Origin of the sequence: Vibrio ruber DSM 16370 (assembly GCF_900163965.1) — a bacterium.
In the GTDB taxonomy this organism is placed as follows: domain Bacteria; phylum Pseudomonadota; class Gammaproteobacteria; order Enterobacterales; family Vibrionaceae; genus Vibrio; species Vibrio ruber.
Window position 1 is genome coordinate 22,439 of sequence record NZ_FULE01000050.1, and the last position, 17,416, is coordinate 39,854.

General features: G+C 46.6%; 17 protein-coding genes. 10 read left to right on the top strand and 7 right to left on the bottom strand.

Annotated features, from left to right (window positions below; genetic code table 11):
- The first annotated feature begins 98 nt into the window (after window positions 1-98).
- The 5 genes from VR7878_RS17405 (at window position 99) to VR7878_RS17425 (ending at window position 4,159) form a co-directional block, all read left to right on the top strand.
- The gene (locus tag VR7878_RS17405; RefSeq protein WP_077337308.1) at window positions 99-806 is read left to right on the top strand and encodes a YggS family pyridoxal phosphate-dependent enzyme; all 708 of its coding nucleotides are present in this window, start codon (window positions 99-101) and stop codon (window positions 804-806) included.
- 25 nt (window positions 807-831) lie between these two features.
- Window positions 832-1,653 carry a pyrroline-5-carboxylate reductase gene (proC, locus tag VR7878_RS17410; RefSeq protein WP_077337309.1) on the top strand — a complete coding sequence of 274 codons (822 nt, stop codon included), beginning with the start codon at window positions 832-834 and terminating at the stop codon, window positions 1,651-1,653.
- Between the two features lie 51 nt (window positions 1,654-1,704).
- The gene (locus VR7878_RS17415; RefSeq protein ID WP_077337310.1) at window positions 1,705-2,262 is read left to right on the top strand and encodes a YggT family protein; all 558 of its coding nucleotides are present in this window, start codon (window positions 1,705-1,707) and stop codon (window positions 2,260-2,262) included.
- A complete protein-coding gene (yggU, locus tag VR7878_RS17420; protein WP_077337311.1) occupies window positions 2,262-2,558 on the top strand; it encodes a DUF167 family protein YggU in 297 nt (98 codons plus the stop codon). Before VR7878_RS17415 ends, yggU begins: the two co-directional genes overlap by 1 nt.
- Window positions 2,559-2,695: 137 nt before the next feature.
- Window positions 2,696-4,159 carry a UbiD family decarboxylase gene (locus VR7878_RS17425; RefSeq protein WP_077337312.1) on the top strand — a complete coding sequence of 488 codons (1,464 nt, stop codon included), beginning with the start codon at window positions 2,696-2,698 and terminating at the stop codon, window positions 4,157-4,159.
- 170 nt (window positions 4,160-4,329) lie between these two features.
- Here the strand turns inward: VR7878_RS17425 and VR7878_RS17430 are convergent, their stop codons facing one another.
- The 6 genes from VR7878_RS17430 to VR7878_RS17455 are packed head-to-tail and all read right to left on the bottom strand — an operon-like array spanning window position 4,330 to window position 10,972.
- Window positions 4,330-5,475: a response regulator gene (locus VR7878_RS17430; RefSeq protein ID WP_077337313.1), complete on the bottom strand. Its 1,146-nt coding sequence runs from the start codon at window positions 5,473-5,475 to the stop codon at window positions 4,330-4,332.
- Window positions 5,465-8,620: a PAS domain-containing hybrid sensor histidine kinase/response regulator gene (locus VR7878_RS17435; protein WP_077337314.1), complete on the bottom strand. Its 3,156-nt coding sequence runs from the start codon at window positions 8,618-8,620 to the stop codon at window positions 5,465-5,467. The genes VR7878_RS17430 and VR7878_RS17435 overlap by 11 nt, the downstream gene beginning before the upstream one ends.
- Entirely contained in the window at window positions 8,613-9,209 is a 597-nt protein-coding gene (locus tag VR7878_RS17440; protein WP_077337315.1) for a SpoIIE family protein phosphatase, read from the bottom strand. Before VR7878_RS17440 ends, VR7878_RS17435 begins: the two co-directional genes overlap by 8 nt.
- Window positions 9,199-9,675: an ATP-binding protein gene (locus VR7878_RS17445; protein ID WP_370737101.1), complete on the bottom strand. Its 477-nt coding sequence runs from the start codon at window positions 9,673-9,675 to the stop codon at window positions 9,199-9,201. The genes VR7878_RS17440 and VR7878_RS17445 overlap by 11 nt, the downstream gene beginning before the upstream one ends.
- Window positions 9,668-10,042, bottom strand: coding sequence for an STAS domain-containing protein (locus tag VR7878_RS17450; protein ID WP_235862907.1), 375 nt, complete (start codon window positions 10,040-10,042; stop codon window positions 9,668-9,670). The genes VR7878_RS17445 and VR7878_RS17450 overlap by 8 nt, the downstream gene beginning before the upstream one ends.
- 12 nt (window positions 10,043-10,054) lie before the next feature.
- A complete protein-coding gene (locus VR7878_RS17455) occupies window positions 10,055-10,972 on the bottom strand; it encodes a protoglobin domain-containing protein (RefSeq protein WP_077337317.1) in 918 nt (305 codons plus the stop codon).
- 414 nt (window positions 10,973-11,386) lie between these two features.
- On the opposite strand from VR7878_RS17455, the gene VR7878_RS17460 reads away from it, so the two are divergent.
- The 5 genes from VR7878_RS17460 (at window position 11,387) to VR7878_RS17485 (ending at window position 16,988) form a co-directional block, all read left to right on the top strand.
- The gene (locus tag VR7878_RS17460) at window positions 11,387-13,339 is read left to right on the top strand and encodes a M6 family metalloprotease domain-containing protein (protein ID WP_077337318.1); all 1,953 of its coding nucleotides are present in this window, start codon (window positions 11,387-11,389) and stop codon (window positions 13,337-13,339) included.
- Window positions 13,340-13,541: 202 nt separating this feature from the next.
- Window positions 13,542-14,054, top strand: coding sequence for a lipocalin family protein (locus VR7878_RS17465; protein WP_077337319.1), 513 nt, complete (start codon window positions 13,542-13,544; stop codon window positions 14,052-14,054).
- Window positions 14,055-14,101: 47 nt separating this feature from the next.
- Window positions 14,102-14,809, top strand: coding sequence for a helix-turn-helix transcriptional regulator (locus VR7878_RS17470; protein WP_077337320.1), 708 nt, complete (start codon window positions 14,102-14,104; stop codon window positions 14,807-14,809).
- Window positions 14,810-14,870: 61 nt separating this feature from the next.
- On the top strand, window positions 14,871-15,191 hold the full coding sequence (locus VR7878_RS17475; protein WP_059123261.1) for a hypothetical protein: 321 nt from the start codon (window positions 14,871-14,873) through the stop codon (window positions 15,189-15,191).
- Window positions 15,192-16,106: 915 nt separating this feature from the next.
- On the top strand, window positions 16,107-16,988 hold the full coding sequence (locus tag VR7878_RS17485; protein ID WP_077337321.1) for a HEPN domain-containing protein: 882 nt from the start codon (window positions 16,107-16,109) through the stop codon (window positions 16,986-16,988).
- Window positions 16,989-17,083: 95 nt separating this feature from the next.
- On the opposite strand, the gene VR7878_RS17490 is transcribed toward VR7878_RS17485, so the two are convergent.
- Window positions 17,084-17,416, bottom strand: coding sequence for a DUF7716 domain-containing protein (locus tag VR7878_RS17490; RefSeq protein ID WP_197413198.1), 333 nt, complete (start codon window positions 17,414-17,416; stop codon window positions 17,084-17,086).

Here is a 17,416-nt window from a genome sequence, read left to right on the forward strand (position 1 = left end):
GAACATTTATCCGCTGGCGGTGTTCGGCTTACAATGAATCGTTTATCATGAACGGTTTATAATGAATCTTTTACAATTACCTGTTTAGACAACCAATTATGAGTACGATTGCACAAAACATTCAACATATCATGTCAGATATCGAGCGGGTTCAAGAAAAATGTGGCCGTACTCGAGACGCTGTTCTTTTGCTGGCAGTCAGCAAAACCAAACCAGTTGAAGCGATCGCTGAGGCCATTCAGGCCGGACAGCTTGCTTTCGGTGAAAACTATGTGCAGGAAGGGGTCGAAAAAGTGCAGCACTTCGCCCGACATGCACCGGACAAACCGTTAGAATGGCACTTTATCGGTCCGATACAGTCCAATAAAACACGTCAGGTTGCAGAGCACTTTGCATGGGTTCATACCATTGATCGAGAGAAAATTGCCCAGCGTCTCAACGATCAAAGACCGGCAGGAATGCTGCCGCTTCAGGTGCTGATTCAGGTCAATACCAGTGGTGAAAACTCAAAATCCGGTGCAAAAGAGCAGGAGATTTTTCAACTGGCTGCATTGATTTCTTCGCTGCCAAACCTCACGTTAAGAGGATTAATGTCAATTCCGGAAAATGTGCCGGACTATGATGCTCAACTGGCTGCGTTTAAGAAATTAGCCATACTGAAGACAAAACTACAAGAAACCTATCCCGAAGTGGATACGCTTTCCATGGGAATGAGTGGAGATATGGAAGCTGCGATTGCAGCAGGTAGTACCATCGTCAGAATCGGAACCGCCATTTTTGGTGCCCGAGATTATTCAAATACCTGACGCTAAAACACGAAGGAAACTATCTATGGAACAAAGACAGATCGCCTTCATCGGTGCCGGCAATATGGCAAAAGCGATCATTGCCGGATTTGTTGGCAACGGATATCCGGCAACACAAATCACCGCGACAGCCCCGACCGATCGGCACTTATTACCGCTGGCAAATAATTATGGTATCCGGACATCACACGACAATCATCAAACCGTACAGCAAGCAGATGTCGTGGTTCTCGCCGTGAAACCCCAACTCATGGCTGACGTCTGTCGTCACTTTCATGATATTGATTTGTCACAAAAGCTGGTCATTTCTATCGCGGCGGGCATCAGTTGTCAGCGCTTGAGTGAAATGCTGAATGCGCCGGATCTCAACCTGATTCGGGTAATGCCCAATACGCCATCCCTTATCAATCAAGGGATGAGCGGGTTATTTGCCACGACATCAGTGACGGAAACAGATCGGGCATTTACAACAGCGTTGTTTCAATCCGTCGGGGAAGTTTGTTGGGTTAGTGATGAATCTCAGATCAACGGGATCATTGCCGCAGCAGGCAGTGCACCCGCCTATTTCTTTCTGTTTATGGAAGCGATGCAAAAAGAGGCGATCGCGCAAGGATTTGACACCGAAACGGCACGCTTACTGGTTCAGCAGAGTGCCGTAGGCGCTGCAGCTATGGTGCAGGCAAATCCGGACACCGATCTGGCCACTCTCAGAGAACAGGTGACTTCAAAAGGGGGAACGACGGCTGAAGCAATCCGTACCTTCAATGAACACAATTTTCCTGAAGTGGTTGCACAAGCAATGCAAGCTGCGGTAAAACGTGCCGAAGCGATGGAAAAACAATTTTAATGATCATGACGGATAGACCGAGACGGCATATCCGCGAATTAAGGGCAATTTATGAATTCAATGAGTTTTCTGATCTCTACCCTGTTTGACCTGTACATCATGGTCGTTCTGATGCGTCTCTGGCTTCAGGCCGCCCGTGCCGATTTTTATAATCCTTTTTCCCAATTTGTGGTGAAAGCAACTCAGCCAATCGTCGGCCCGCTACGCCGTATTATTCCGTCACTCGGCAGCATTGACTTGGCAACGGTATTATTCGCCTATGTGTTGTGCGTACTGAAATTCACCATCCTCGTGATGCTTGCTTCCGGTGGTGCGGCAGGATTCAGCAGCTACTTTTTATTCTTGGGGCTGCTTGCTTTGATTAAAGCGGCAGGCGGATTACTGTTCTGGGTATTACTGATTCGTGCAATTCTGAGTTGGGTCAGTCAAGGCAGAAGCCCGATTGAGTATGTTTTTATCCAAATTACAGAACCCTTCCTCATGCCGGTCAGAAAAATTTTACCGGATCTGGGTGGCATTGATCTGAGCGTGCTGGTGGTCTTCATTTTATTGCAGTTCATTAACATCATGGTCGGTGACTTTATTGGCCCGCTATGGAATCAGCTGTAATGGCAGACATCTGTCAGGAAGGCGCAGATCTTATCCTGAGGCTGTATATTCAGCCAAAGGCAAGTCGTGACAATATTGTCGGATTACATGGCGATGAACTCAAAATCGCCATTACCGCGCCACCAGTCGATGGCAAAGCCAATGCGCATCTGATTAAATTTTTATCCAAACAATTTAAAATTGCGAAAAGTCATATCGAAATAGAAAAAGGCGAGTCGGGCAGACATAAACAAATCCGGCTTCACGCCCCGGCTCAAATGCCTCAGGCTATCTTGCAGTTGTTGCAAACCACTTAACAGCCTCATCCGTTACCGTATACCCACAAATAATATGGATCGATAAATATAAATAAATTGTTCGTATACGAACATAAGAGTACACTCCTTATAGATAAGCAACATAATTCACAAAGACTCTATGAGGTAATGACGTTATGCAACGTATGAAAGACCTTCGTCAATATATTGAAAAACTGGAACAACTCGGGGATATCCGTCACGTTGACAGAGCTGTTGCCCCCCATCTTGAAATGGCGGCGATTACACGACGTGGCTATGACCTTCACGCCCCGGCTCCTCTATTCAGCCATATTCTTGGCACCGATAAAGGCATGAGAGCAATGGGCGCTCCGGCAGCAATCAGCTCAATTGCAGATAAACCGGCTGCGCGGGTCGCACTCTCTGTCGGACTGCCTGAAGATGCATCATGGCAAGAGATTGTCGAATCTCTGGCAAAATCGACTTCTGCTGAACGGATTCCGCCCAATATCGTCGCAACCGCCCCCTGTAAACAGAATATTCTCCACGGTGCCGATGCCAGCCTTGATCGATTTCCGATTCCTTATCTTCATGAAGGCGACGGCGGCCCTTACTGCAATACCTGGGGCACAATTGTGGCGCGTACACCTGACGGTCAATGGACCAACTGGTCGATCGCCAGAATTCAGAAGTTAGATGCTCACCGTATGACAGGGCTGATTATGCTGCCGCAACATATTGCCTGTGTCTGGGAAGAGTGGCGTAAAATTGGCAAACCCATGCCTTATGCCTTAGTACAGGGGTGTGAGCCGGCCTTACCCATCGTCTCATCAATGCCACTCGATGATTACGAAAATGAAAGTGACTACCTCGGCGGACACTTTGGCGAGGCGATTGATGTCGTACGGTGCGAAACGATCGATCTGGAAGTTCCGGCGAGTGCCGAAATCGTCATTGAAGGACATATTTCCATCGAACGTGACAGTGAAGAAGGGCCGTTTGGCGAGTACCCGGGGTATGTCGTGACCGAAACCAGTATGCAGCCCGTCTATCACGTTGAGTGTATTACTTACCGCGATGACGCCATCTGGCCATTCGTCCCGGAAGGCCGTCCGATTGATGAATTCCATACTGCTGTCGGTGTCGCGATGAGCGCAGAAGCACTTTCCATGCTGCGTGAAGCCGAGTTACCCGTGACCACGGTCTGGTCACCGCTGGAGACGGCCAACCACTGGTTATTTGTCACGGTCCCTTCCGACTGGCGTAACAAGCTGCCCGGTGTGAATAGTGAAGCCTTTGCTCACCAAATCGCACAAAAAATCTGGCAAACCAAGTATGGTGCAACCTGTCCGGTTATCTATGTACTGGATGATGATATTGATCCGACCGATCCAGCCGATTACCTCTGGGCTTTGCCGACGCGGATGCATCCAACCAAACGCCGCGTTATCGATCATGGCCCGATTCTGCCGTTACTGGCCTGTTATACAGACGAAGAGTGTCAGGCACATACTGCTGACCGAGTCGTACATGACTGTCTGCAACCTGCCCCTGGAAACGGACGCCTGCGGCATAGTTCATTTAAAGGGGCTTATCCGGAAGAGATTCAAGCGCGGGTTATCGAACTCTGGGATAAATAGTTCAAGCAGTACATCCAAGCGAGTCCCCCTGAGACAGCTCTCCCTCATTCCAACATCGTGCGAAAGACCCAATCATTGATTATCCGTTCAATCGACGGATTTTGATCATTGCTCCGGGGTTTTATCGCTTGGTACTGACACCTGACATGATACAGCGAACCTTCTTACCGTCAGCGCTTTCCCTGCGCCAAAGATGGAAAAGAATCTTCATGAAACCCTTCGTCTCTGTAGGTTCGGGCGATTTCCTTAAACTGTGATTCAATTGCCAGAAAAGCCGCCACAATCGCAGGCTCAAAATGCGTCCCCGAACCTTTTTTGATGATTCTGACCGCTTTCTGATGAGGAAATGCCGGTTTATAAACCCGTTCAGAGATCAGCGCGTCATATACATCAGCCAAAGCCATCAAACGGGCGCTGAGCGGAATCTCGTACTCTTTTAGCCCCTGAGGATAACCGCTGCCATCCCATTTTTCATGATGGCTCATGGCTATTTCTTTAGCAAATTGGAGAAAGTCATATTTGAAATCAAGCTCAGACTCCACAGAAAGAATCACATTACGCCCAATCTCAGTATGCTTTTTCATAATCTCGAATTCATCTTCAGTCAGTTTGTCAGACTTCAGGAGAATTGCATCAGGAATTCCCACTTTACCGATATCATGCAGTGGTGCTGATTTAAACAAATTCTCAATCGTCTCGGGAGACAACTGTTCCGCATACAGCCCTTGCCGGACTAATTGCTCCGCCAGAGATTTGATGTAATGTTGAGTTCTGCGAATATGATTGCCCGTTTCGTTATCTCTGGTTTCTGCCAGAGACGCCATCGCTTCAATCGTTGCATTCTGCAAACTTTCCAAATGACGAGTACGTTCCCGAACCCGAGCTTCCAGAACATGATTTTGACTGGCAAGATCTGACATCGCCTGCTTCAGACGCAGATGCGTATAAACTCTGGCAAGCAGAATCGGTGGGCTAATCGGCTTGAGAATATAATCAACAGCCCCGACATCAAACCCTCGCTGCTCATCCGCGACTTGCGACTTGGCCGTCAAAAAAATAACCGGAATTTCCTGAGTCCGCTCATCAGATTTCAGGCGGAGACACACTTCATAGCCATCCATTTCCGGCATCATAATATCGAGTAACACAAGATCAGGCAGATGTGTCTGACATACTTTTATCGCCTGTTCACCTCTTGTGGTAATTAAGACATGAAAATAGGGCTTTAAAACTTCCCCCAACAAAGCGCGATTCTCAGCATTATCATCAACAATTAATACCGTATCTCTTTCATCTGTATCTATTTCATCGTCCATTCTCTACCCCTGTCACTATTGAAAGATCAAGCGGATAAATACTGACTGCTTTTCTGAGCGCATCGCTTGCCGCCTCGAAATCACAGTCGTGAATATACTGGCAACAGGCGTCAAATGACGCAGATGTTAATAACGTTTTGAGCAACAGATAATGCTCATCAAGATACTCAACAGCACGATTATCATATTCTTCTAAAAGAGATGCTAACTGATGAATCACCGTGATATGTGCTTGTGTCAGAGAGTTTCCTGACTGCGCGGCAGGCTCCGGACGCTCAAGTGACTGACATAATCTGGGTACCAATTGTGCGATGTGTTCCTCTGCTTCACACAAGATCTCGGCCAGTGCATCCTCTTCTTCGTCAGACTTCATTGCCATTTCAATCCGGGCTGCAATATCGGAAAGCCGCATCAGTCCGAGATTTGCAGCCGAGCCTTTCAAGGTATGTGCCATTAAAATAGCTTGATCTCGTTCCCCTTGCTCCAACGCGGTATGAATACGAGGAACAATGTTATGTTCTTTGTCAATGAGTTGAGAGAGCAACCGTAGATAAAGCTGCTTATTGCCGGCTACTCTCATGAGTCCATTGTGGTAATCCAAAAAAGAGAGTTTTTCCAACTGAGACGAACCAGAGTGAGTCAAAGCGAGTCTGGGCTGCTCCGGTGAAGAGTCAACCGCAGCAGGCTTGTCAGTGTGACACCATTTTTGAATGGTGCTCAATAGAATACTCGGATCAATGGGTTTGGAAATATGATCATTCATTCCCAAACCGAAACAGCGTTCCCGCTCTTCAACCATTGCATGAGCCGTCATCGCAATCAACGGAATATCGTCATAGGCCGGATTACTGCGAATACGTTCACTGGCTTCATAACCATCCATGACTGGCATTTGTAAATCCATAAAAATGATATCAAACCGCAGGTCATCATCCAGAGACTGGGATAACAGCGTAAGAGCTTCCCGGCCATGACAGGCAACTGTGACATCCATCCCCCATCCTTCCATTAACTCTTGTGCGATCTGTTGGTTGATTTCATTATCCTCCACCAACAGCACCCGAACCTCTGTCAGATCATCCTGAGATCTGGCCAGCTTCGCTGACGAACGATGTGATAAATGCTCAGAAGGCCCGAACAGGGTCACCAGCAAATCAAACAGTTTCGATTGTCCGACCGGCTTAGCCAAATAACCGGATAGTTGCAGTTCCTCGCTCACATGAGCGAGTTCATCTTTGTCATAAGCGGTTACCATCACAATATAAGGCTGATAGGCCGGGGGAACCGTCTGACGAATCTTACGACAAGTCTCGACTCCATCCATATCCGGCATATTCCAGTCCATCAATATGAGATTGATCGGTTTCCCTTCTGCCATCGATGTATCAATTTGTGCCAGAGCTTCACTAGCATGGCTCACCAATATCGGTTTATGCGGCAAAACATCGAGCATATCGCCCATGACCATTAAAGCATGTTCGTTGTCATCGACCACCAACGCTCGGATCGTGTCCAGTGTATCGGGCAGCCCATCGGACACAGTCCGAGCCCCCTGTTCTGCTTTCAGCCAGACATCGAAAATAAAATGGCTCCCTTTGCCCAGCTCACTTTCGACCCGGATGCTGCCACCCATCAACTCCACCAGACGCTGACAGATAGATAACCCCAGCCCCGTCCCGCCATACTTACGAGTCGTACTGCCGTCAGCCTGAGTAAATGCCGAGAATAGCTGCTCAACCTGCTCCGGCCCCATCCCGATCCCTGTATCTGAGACCGTGAACTCCAGCTGAATTTGATTCCCCTGTCGTTGTACTTCATTCACAGCCACTGAAATTTCACCCTGTTCGGTAAATTTCACCGCATTGTTGACCAGATTGATAATAACCTGCCCCAAACGCAGCGGATCGCCACATAATTTTTTCGGCAGCCCTCTCGGCATAGAAAACAGCAGTTCTAACCCTTTATCAAACGCTTTTTGGCCGTTAATCATGGATACATTGTGAAAGATATCGTCCAGTTCGAAACTGACATGCTCTATTGTCAGCTTACCGGCTTCAATTTTGCTGAAATCGAGGATGTCATTAATAATGCCCAATAAGAGCGATGCGGAATTATGAATTTTAGACAGATAATCGTGCTGTTTTGCAGTTAAATCAGTCTTCAAAGCCAAATGAGACATGCCAATAATTGCGTTCATCGGTGTCCTGATTTCATGACTCATATTCGCCAGAAACATCGATTTAACCTTTAGCGCCTCTTCTGCTTTTTCGCGCGCCTCATACAACTCATTTTCAACCATCTTACGCGCAGAGACATCACGCAAGAATAACGCCCCCTGACAGCGATCATTGAGCGTAAAAATTGTCATTCCCAAATCGACCGGAATCATCACCCCGGACTTGGTATACGTTTCCACCTCAAAAAACTCGCCGTATACTTGGGCTTGCTCTTGAATGGATATCGGTGGGCGCAACACCTCAGCCAGTGTCTCCGGCATCACCATTTTTAACAGTTCAGTACAATCCTGACCTAAAACGTCCTGACTCCGATATTGATAAATCACTTCAGCCGTCTGATTCCAAAGTAAAATTTTGCCCTGTTCATCGACGATCACAACGCTCGACGGTGCGCCATCAATGATCGTCCGGGCAAAGATTTCACTGTCTTGCAAATCCCGTGTTCGCCTTACAATTTCTTGTTCTAATCCAACCTGATGTTGTGCCAATTGCTGATTTTTATACTGCAGCTCACTCATCAGCTCATCACGGCTCTTCTCGCGCAATTGATCTGCCAATTGTTCGAATTCAAATGCGGTCGGCTGATAATCAGCAACGCAGGGGATCCACCAACAGATCGCCTGCTTGTTCTGTTCAATCATTAAGCCGGGGACGCTAATTCTGCCGGATTCAGCGTGTTCAGGAACCGGGCAACTCACCATGACCTGCTCCTGTTGAAAGACAAAATCAATTGAGCAATCCCCGAAAGACTCAAGCAAACGAAGCACAAATTCAGCACTCATCAACATGAAATAATCTTGCTGCTCGGGACTAAAACGGTAACAACGGAAGATAGCCTGAAATTTGCGCCGAATCGCCAGTTTACTGATATTGTCGTTATAGACGGAACATTGGATCGCTTCATTCATGCTTGTACTCCAACACCATCACGGTGATATCATCATGTGGTTTACCGAAACGTTCGATCAGAAACGAAACAAACTGCGGCAACGGACGATACTGAACAAAATGGCACTCTCTCAGATCCAAATTTTCCTTAATCCCATCAGTGGTCAATAAGAAACGGTCATTATTACTAAATGTGCCCTGAAATAGATTTAGTGTCGGGATCATCTCTCCGACAATCCCCGGCTGAGCGAAATAAGAGACCCAGTCATCACCACATTTTCTCATCAACGTATTCCCGACACCGACTCCCTGAAAAACTCGCGTCCGGAGATTAAAAGAAACCAAAGTCACCGCTGCGCCCAAACTGCCACGAAAGTAATCATGCATCTGCTCAAGCAACTGTGAGACGCCATCAAATGAGCGGTTATTAAAGCAACCATCAAGATAACCTTCCATTTCCCGAGCCAGATGAGCTGCTTCCTGCCCGTGCCCTAACACATCAATAATCGCCACCATCAAAACGTTGTCATGTTCCCTTACTAACAAACCATCACCAGACTCAGACTCTCCGACACAGGGAATAGAACGAGAATACCAATCAAACGGCATTGCTTTTCCCCCATTTAATGACGGTCACTGTCGTCCCACATGGCTCGGTACCGGACGTCTGTGTCAACGATTTGATCTCAAATTGATCCACCATTCTTTGCACACCCGGTAATCCCATTCCTAAAGAGCCTCCGGTCGAAAAATGCTCTGCCATGGCCTGTTCAATGTGCGCAATTCCCGGCCCCGAATCCCGGGCGATAACCCGTATCCCCTGCTCACTTCCCGACTCACCTTCCAGCTCAGAATGGCGCTGGATCTCCGCTAGCTCGATCCGGCCATGAGCGGCATACTTGACAATATTGGTTGCCAGTTCAGAAACAATCGTGGCAATTTCACTCGTTGTGGTCGGGGAAAAATTGAGCTGCTGAGCAAATGTAAATGTCCCCATTACGGCCGTCATTACATCTGCTTCACCGTGAATATAGTAAACATTCCCCAGCGTCTTTACTGATACTTGCTCATCCACTTCTGCGCTCCTGAGACTCCCGGAGCAATATCAGCCCCTGATTCAAATCCGCAGCACAACATAATGCTGATGTATCGACCCCCAAATTCATCAATCCCATGACGATACCCGGCCTGAAACCAACGAAGATGCATTGTCGCCCCATCACCTGAACATTCAGAGATATCTGGATCAATGCTTCAATATCTTGACGATCTAATGTTTTTACATCAGACATATCAATCAAAACGCCTTGGATATAATTTGCCGATATTTGGCTCAACAGTTCATGGCAAAAATCGCTAAGAACCTCAGCCGAAAGATCTGCCTGAATAGACGCAACGAGCGCATGTTTGATCTGACTAATCGCAATCGATTCCTGCATCATTGCGCTCCTGAACTATTCCGAAAGCTGATTCAACGATGTCACATTCAGGCCAATCATCTGAAACGCATATTCAAGCGCATCTCTGAGTGTCGCATTCGCCTGAACTTCACCGACATTAATCCCCAGTTGCACCATCGTCTGAGCAATCGAAGGAGAAACACCGGAGACCAGACAAGTACATCCCATCAGTTTGGTTGCTTTGGTGATTTTAATGAAATGGTTGGCTACGGCCGTATCCACAACCGCCACCCCGGAAATATCCATAATGAAAATCTTGGCCCGGTTGACGGAAATCTTATTCAAAACCGCAGCCATAATATCTTGCGCTCGCTTGGAATCGATGATCCCGACTAACGGCAGCATTAAGATATCCTGCCAAATCATGGTAACCGGAGTGGACATTGCCAGCAGCGCCTTACTCTGCTCCGAAAAGCGTTTATTAATCAACCGGGAATAGGTTTCAACGACTATCGTGGTATCCATATGGAGCAATTTCATAAATGCGGTTACATAGGCGTTATATGTCTCGGTCTCCATCGAATCATCGTATAATTTTTGCGTAAAAATCAGCATCGAGGTATTCATACCGGCAAAATAAATCGGCAGCGGTAAACCAACGCGAGCATGAACTTCCCCTACATCCCGGCGTTCCTGAACATAGTTATCATCAATATCGGCTTTGAAAAATGCGGTCCAATAACGGATTTGTGAGTCCTGAACATAACGTAATCTTCCGGGATCTCCGAAAAACTGAGCATATTCAGGGAGCTTTTCCAACCAGATATAAAAGTGTTTGACGTATTCCCCCAGCTTCGGAATCATCATCTGCCCGAATTGGCGAATGAGATCTAAATCTTCATCCGTTACGTCATGTAAGCGCAACAACGATTGTGCGTCTTTCATCTGTGTGAGTTGAACATCTGGCGACATACCTAAACTCCCTTACTCATCGGTGAGCTCCTATTCTGCGTCTCTGCATCGTTCAGCACAGCCTTCGGCAACAGACAGAAGCACATGTACAGACTTTAATCATAGTCGATAAATTCGCCACATCATCACAAATAGCTCATAAGTTAATAGTAGATAGGTTACATATAAACACACTCCTCCTACCACATGATATTTTTCGATATTCTTTCCAGTTAATCATTAATAACTCACACCTATATTTATACTTATATTAATAAGGAGAGGTGTATTTTTTAAGCTCTCCCAATAAGGAAATTATTTCCCCAATATATTAATCAAATGAATAAAAAACCTTCGATAAAAACTTTACGCCTTGATACAATTTGCACATCACAATAATGAAACATTATTTCAAAAACAAAAGAGCATTTTATTATGAAATTGAAAACAACCGTTGGTTTAATGAGTTTATATTTAATATGCCAACCCGCTTTTTCGGCAATTCCTTATCATGGTTATCAGTATGATTACACCCAGCCAAATGGTGATGTTATTACTCTGACTCTTGAAGGGAATGACTATTATGCCGAACAAAGAACCCCATCCGGTCAGCTGGTAATTTATGATAAACAGTTGGGCGGGCTTGCTTATGCGAAGGTCTCCGATGACGGAACAACCCTTGTTTCTAAAGGAGAATTAGTCACTCAGGCAAAAGAGCAGCTGGAACAGAATCTGAGAAGCAGTCTTCATTCATCCGTTCTTTCTCAGACTGAACAACAGCCGGGTTTATCCGCTAAAGCGCGCGCAAAAATAGCACAAGAAAACCGCGATAAATTATTACATATTCCGGAAGATGTCAGTCATATCGCGACATCATTAGTACAAACTGCCGATTCATCCAGTCATATTACCGGTAATGTCCGTGGACTGACGATATTAATTGACTTCCCGGATGACCGCCAAGAAATTAGCCGTTCAGAAGTCGAACGCTTCTTAAATGATTTAAATTATAAAGGATACGGAAATTTCCAATCTATTCGTGGATATTTCCGTTCTGTATCCGGCGGAAAACTGGATTATACCAATACTGTCAGCACCTACTATACTGCCAAACATAACAAATCTTATTATACCGATCCGAACCTTGACTTTGGTATCCGGGCACAAGAACTGATTCATGAAGCATTAGAGTGGATGGAATATCAGCAAGGGTTTGATTTCTCCACACTGACAACTGACCGCTATGGCCGCATCAGAGGGCTTAATATCTTCTATGCCGGAGATTCAAACAGCGCATGGTCGACCGGCCTGTGGCCACACATGGGTGGCGTCAACCCGCAATTCTGTGCTGACGGTGTCTGTACCAATGCTGCACAGATGTCAGATATGGGTAGCAGATTATCGATCGGTACCTTCGCCCATGAATCCGGGCACCTGATTGCAGACTGGCCTGATCTGTATGATTACGACGGTAGCTCTAATGGTTCTGTCGCACAATACGGCATTATGGGTTATGGCAGTACCAACTCTCGCTCAATGCTACACCCGGTACCACCGGTTGCTCCGTTGCGTGATAAGGCTGGCTGGGAAACCGTCGTAGAATTAAACCCGGCTGTCAATCCAAATGCACCGACAGGCCGCATTTCAGCGACGTCCGGCAGCAATACATCCTACAAGTGGTCGAATCCGAACAATCCGGAAGAATCCTTCTACATGGAAGCGATTTATCAAAGCGGACAAAATACCGAACAACTAGGTAGCGGGCTGGCGATCTGGCACGTTGATCCGAAAGGGAACAACTCCGACGAATGGCACCCTTACATCCAGATGGAACATGCGGACGGAAACCGTGATCCGGAATATCTACGTAACCGTGGTGATGCCTATGATGTTTATGGTCAGTATGGTGAGTTCTCTGCAATCTACCCCAATGACCAGACATCCAGAGGCACCAACTCATTATGGTGGAACGGGCGTGATTCCGGCCTGAGCATTAGTGATATTTCTCAACCGGCTCAAACGATCTCGTTTGCTATTTCAAAAGATGGTAATGGCGGTGGTGATAATGGCGACGGAGGCTCTTCAACCGAAACCAAAGTGTACACCAACACCATAACGCAAGGCGGATACACTGCTGAGCCGAACAACCAAGCATTTCGTTATGAAGGCGGTACCATCAACGCGACTCTCGTCGGCCCTGACGGTACAGATTTCGACTTGAAACTAATGCGCTGGGACGGTAATAACTGGCAGCAAGTTGCAGCGTCTGAAGAGCCGGAGTCCAGAGAGCAGATCACCTATACGGCTGATGCGAATTTCTACTACTTCCAAGTTTTTGCATACAGTGGTTCAGGTCAGTACAATCTGACTATCTCGCTCAGCCACTAATCACAGATAGCCCCATCCAAACGCGGTGCTGAGCACCGCGTTTTTTATCAACGCCACACCCCGAAATATCCCTTACCTGCTCACGAAACCGCACATTCATCTTGATCATCCTGTCCACCATCGGGCGAATCCGCTATGATCAGCGCAATACTCCGCCAGCTCAGACCGGGCGATACACAAACACTTACAACGAGGGACTGTTATGAAAAAATTGCTGCTGACGTTCGTTACGCTCATCTTAACGGGATGTCTCGGAATGCCGGATAAGGTGCAACCGGTCTCTGACTTTGATGTAAAACACTATTTGGGTAAATGGTACGAAATCGCCCGTTTAGATCATTCGTTTGAAGAAGGGCTGACTCATGTCACCGCAGAATATACCCCCAGAGATGACGGTGGTATTTCGGTCTTAAACCGTGGTTTTTCTCCAAGCGAAAATCAATGGGAAGAAGCGCGGGGCAAAGCCTATTTTGTCAACAGTGATTCAGAAGGCTATTTAAAAGTTTCCTTCTTTGGCCCGTTTTACGGCTCCTACGTGATCTTTGTGCTCGATAATGACTATCGCTATGCCTTTATCTCCGGCCCGGACACCGATTACCTATGGCTGCTGGCTCGCACCCCGACCGTTGATCAGCAAGTGATCGAACAGTTTATCCGTATGGCAAAAGAACGGGGCTTTGATACTGATCGTTTGATTTTTGTTGATCAGCAGTGAGCGGCTGCCTGTGAAAACGGTTAGACCATCAACAGACAGGCCCGAATATGCGCAAATCAGACCGACTTTTTCAACTGACAAATATGCTCCGTAAACACCAGCCCATGACCGCCAAACAATTGGCAGAAAAGTTACTGGTGTCTGAAAGAACCGTTTATCGCTATATCGATGACTTATCGTTATCAGGTATCCCGATTTATGGCGAGCCGGGAGTCGGATACCGATTATCAGCCGGATTCGAGTTACCGCCATTGCAATTATCACCGGGGGAGTTAGAAGCACTGATCACTGGCGTCAGTTTTATCGCATCTTTAACAGGAAAGAATCTTGCGGCTTCAGCGCAGTCTCTGCTGTCAAAAATCGAGGCGGCGCGGCCCAGTGAATTGATCCAGACCACAGGTCAGGATCGTGTGGTGAGGGTTCCAGCCAATCACCGAGAAACAAAGGCGTATCAAATCTGGGAGAAAATCCATGTGGCTATTGCAGAAAAGCGCTGGATCAACATAACTTATCAGTCACTTTCAGAGGTCATCACGTCGAGAACCGTCTTCCCGTTAGGGTTATTTTATTGGGGCGGTAAATGGACGTTAGGCGCTTGGTGTGACATGCGCGGCGACTATCGCGACTTTAGAATTGACCGCATCGCTCAATTAGAGCGGTGCGACAATGAGCCTTCTCTGCCTGATTTTGTTGCTTTGTCGGCATACATCGAATTGAAAGATTCGCCTGAATTGAAAAATATCCATATTGACTGACACAATGGTGTCAGTAGCAAAGCCTTAGACTCATGATTCAATTCATCACTAAGGCATGAACATGATAAAGAACAATCACATTGATAACATTGGCGGTATGGAATTTGCGACCTTCAGACTCAAAGAAGGGGTAACAGAAACCACATTAGTCGAACTGTCACACAAAGTAGAACAAGAATTTCTGCGCCGGCAAGATGAACTCGTGCTCCATTTTCTGGTTCGGGGGAAAGATGGGATGTATGCTGATGTCGCGCTTGCAACATCACAAGAAAAGGCCGAGGCCTATTGCCAGCAGTGGTTAAGTCATCCCGTGGCGCTCGAATACCTGGAACTGATCGATGAAACGTCGGTAGACATGACGTTCTGGACCAGAATTAACTAGGGGTTGTTGACCTTTCGTGGTTGAATTTTGTTCAATCTGAACGGGTATTGATCGCGGCGCGGGGCATGCCGCTTAGCTATCCTAAGCAAATGACCCGCAACAAAGAGCAAGACACGTTCAGATGAACCCTCTGGGCAGCATTTGTCGCTCATTTATCCAGCGTTAGGTCATGGTTCATGTAGGTCGCTACACTTCACATGACCTGCCTTGACTAAATGCACGACAAATTGCTGCAAAAAACATCACGAAAGATCAACAGCCCCTAAAAGTCCGAACAACAAACACAACCGTGACCGCTTTTTAGCCTCGCGCTTTTAAGCGGTTACCTATCCGTTGAATGGCCGTCAAGTCACGGACATCAATGAAGGAGAACTGGCAGAGTTTGTTTTGATTCGCCGTTATCCGAGTGATCCATCCCGCTGTGATGTGGCTCAGTTTTTGTCCTGCGTAAATTTAAAGGTCAGGGGGTCGGTAAACAAGCACTCGCGCAAGTCGTCAGGGCTTTTCCCGGTAAGTGGCAAATTCGCGTACTGCTGGAAAATTCAGGTGCACTAAGTTTTTGGCAGTCTGCTGTCTCTGATATTGTCGGCGAGCGTTACCAGTTATCCCAAGCCAATGACGTGGATCTGCTCATGCACTTTATTTATTTTGAGACAACCAATGCATCGGCTTAACAAGAGATGAAACCTGCTTTCATGTTTCCACCACCCAAGCATTAAAAAAGTATGAGTTTTCCTGAATTGTGTCGCAAAGTGACCCTGCATATATCGCCACCGCCACCAAAATCGCTCACGATACCAGCATTGAATCACAGCAGGGTATCACCATGACAAAACTGCAAATCATCAACAAAAACAACACTGCCCGATACGGTAACGGTTTGTTTTGCCCCCGGCTCATAGTAGGATAACCGCGATGAAAACAGCACTCGATCACCTCCCGGAGCGGAAGCAACAAGAACTTCACACCATCACCACCGTATTACGCGATACGCTGGATGATTTTTTGCACAACAAAAATGGCAGCAAGGCCGAGTTTCGGATCCTTAAAATTATCCTGTTCGGCAGCCATGCCAAAGGCACATGGGTCAGCGATCGACCCAACGGTTATATCAGCGACTACGATATTCTGGTGATCGTCAATCGTTCGTCATTGGTCGAAGAGTATGCGGTGTGGCACAGTGCCGAAGAGCAGATTGCACGTCGGGTCACCTCTGCCCCACTCGGCTTGATCGTCCACACGCTCAATGAAGTCAACCAACAACTGCAACAAGGTCATTACTTCTTCAAAGATATTCGTGAACAGGGCATTGAACTGTTCAGCACCGATAAGCGGGAACTGCCCATGCCGGGGAATTTAAGTGAGGCCGAGCGAGTGGCAATTGCAACCAAGCATTTTAATCATTGGTTTAGTAGCGCAGCACAATTTTATGAATCAGCATATAAACCAATGCTTGAAAATAAATACTTCAACTATGCTGCATTTCAACTCCATCAGGTAACGGAACGCCTGTTTGCCTGTACCCTGTTAGTCTGTACCAACTACCTGCCCAAAACCCATAATCTCGAAAGCCTGCGTTCGATGTGTGCCCAGCAAGATCCGGCCTTTGCCGAACTGTTCCCGATGGAAAACAAATTCCACCGCCGCAGCTTCCAGCGCCTCAAACGCGCCTACGTCGATGCCCGCTATTCCGAGCATTACGAAATCACTGAAGAAGAGTTAGTTTATTTGCAGAGTGAAGTAGAGAAATTGCAGGAGATGGTAGAGCGGGTTTGTCGGGGGAGGATCGAAGTTTAGCGATATGGAGCAGGTTGCTCCATATCGAGTTTATTAGGTGAGCGTGACACAGAATAATGAGCAGTCCAATCACGAAATCAAACCACTTTAAAAACCTATAATTTAATGAACGCATCATTTTCAAAATAATATATAAATGCTTTAAACAAATCACCATCTCTAATATTATTTTTCTGCATTTTTAAATTATTAACTATACTTTGTATTGTTTGGATTCCTAAAACATATCTATATCCAGCATCTTTAACTGCTATTGGATCTTCATCTTCGTCATCAGAGTCTACATCATCAGGATCTTCTATAATAACTAATGTATCTAAACTCCAAGATGAAACATCTTTCGGCAAGTACAGCGCTAAACGCCAATCAATATTTTCAGAATTACTTAATACATCTCTTAGTTTTTTTTGAAACATTTTATCTTCCAT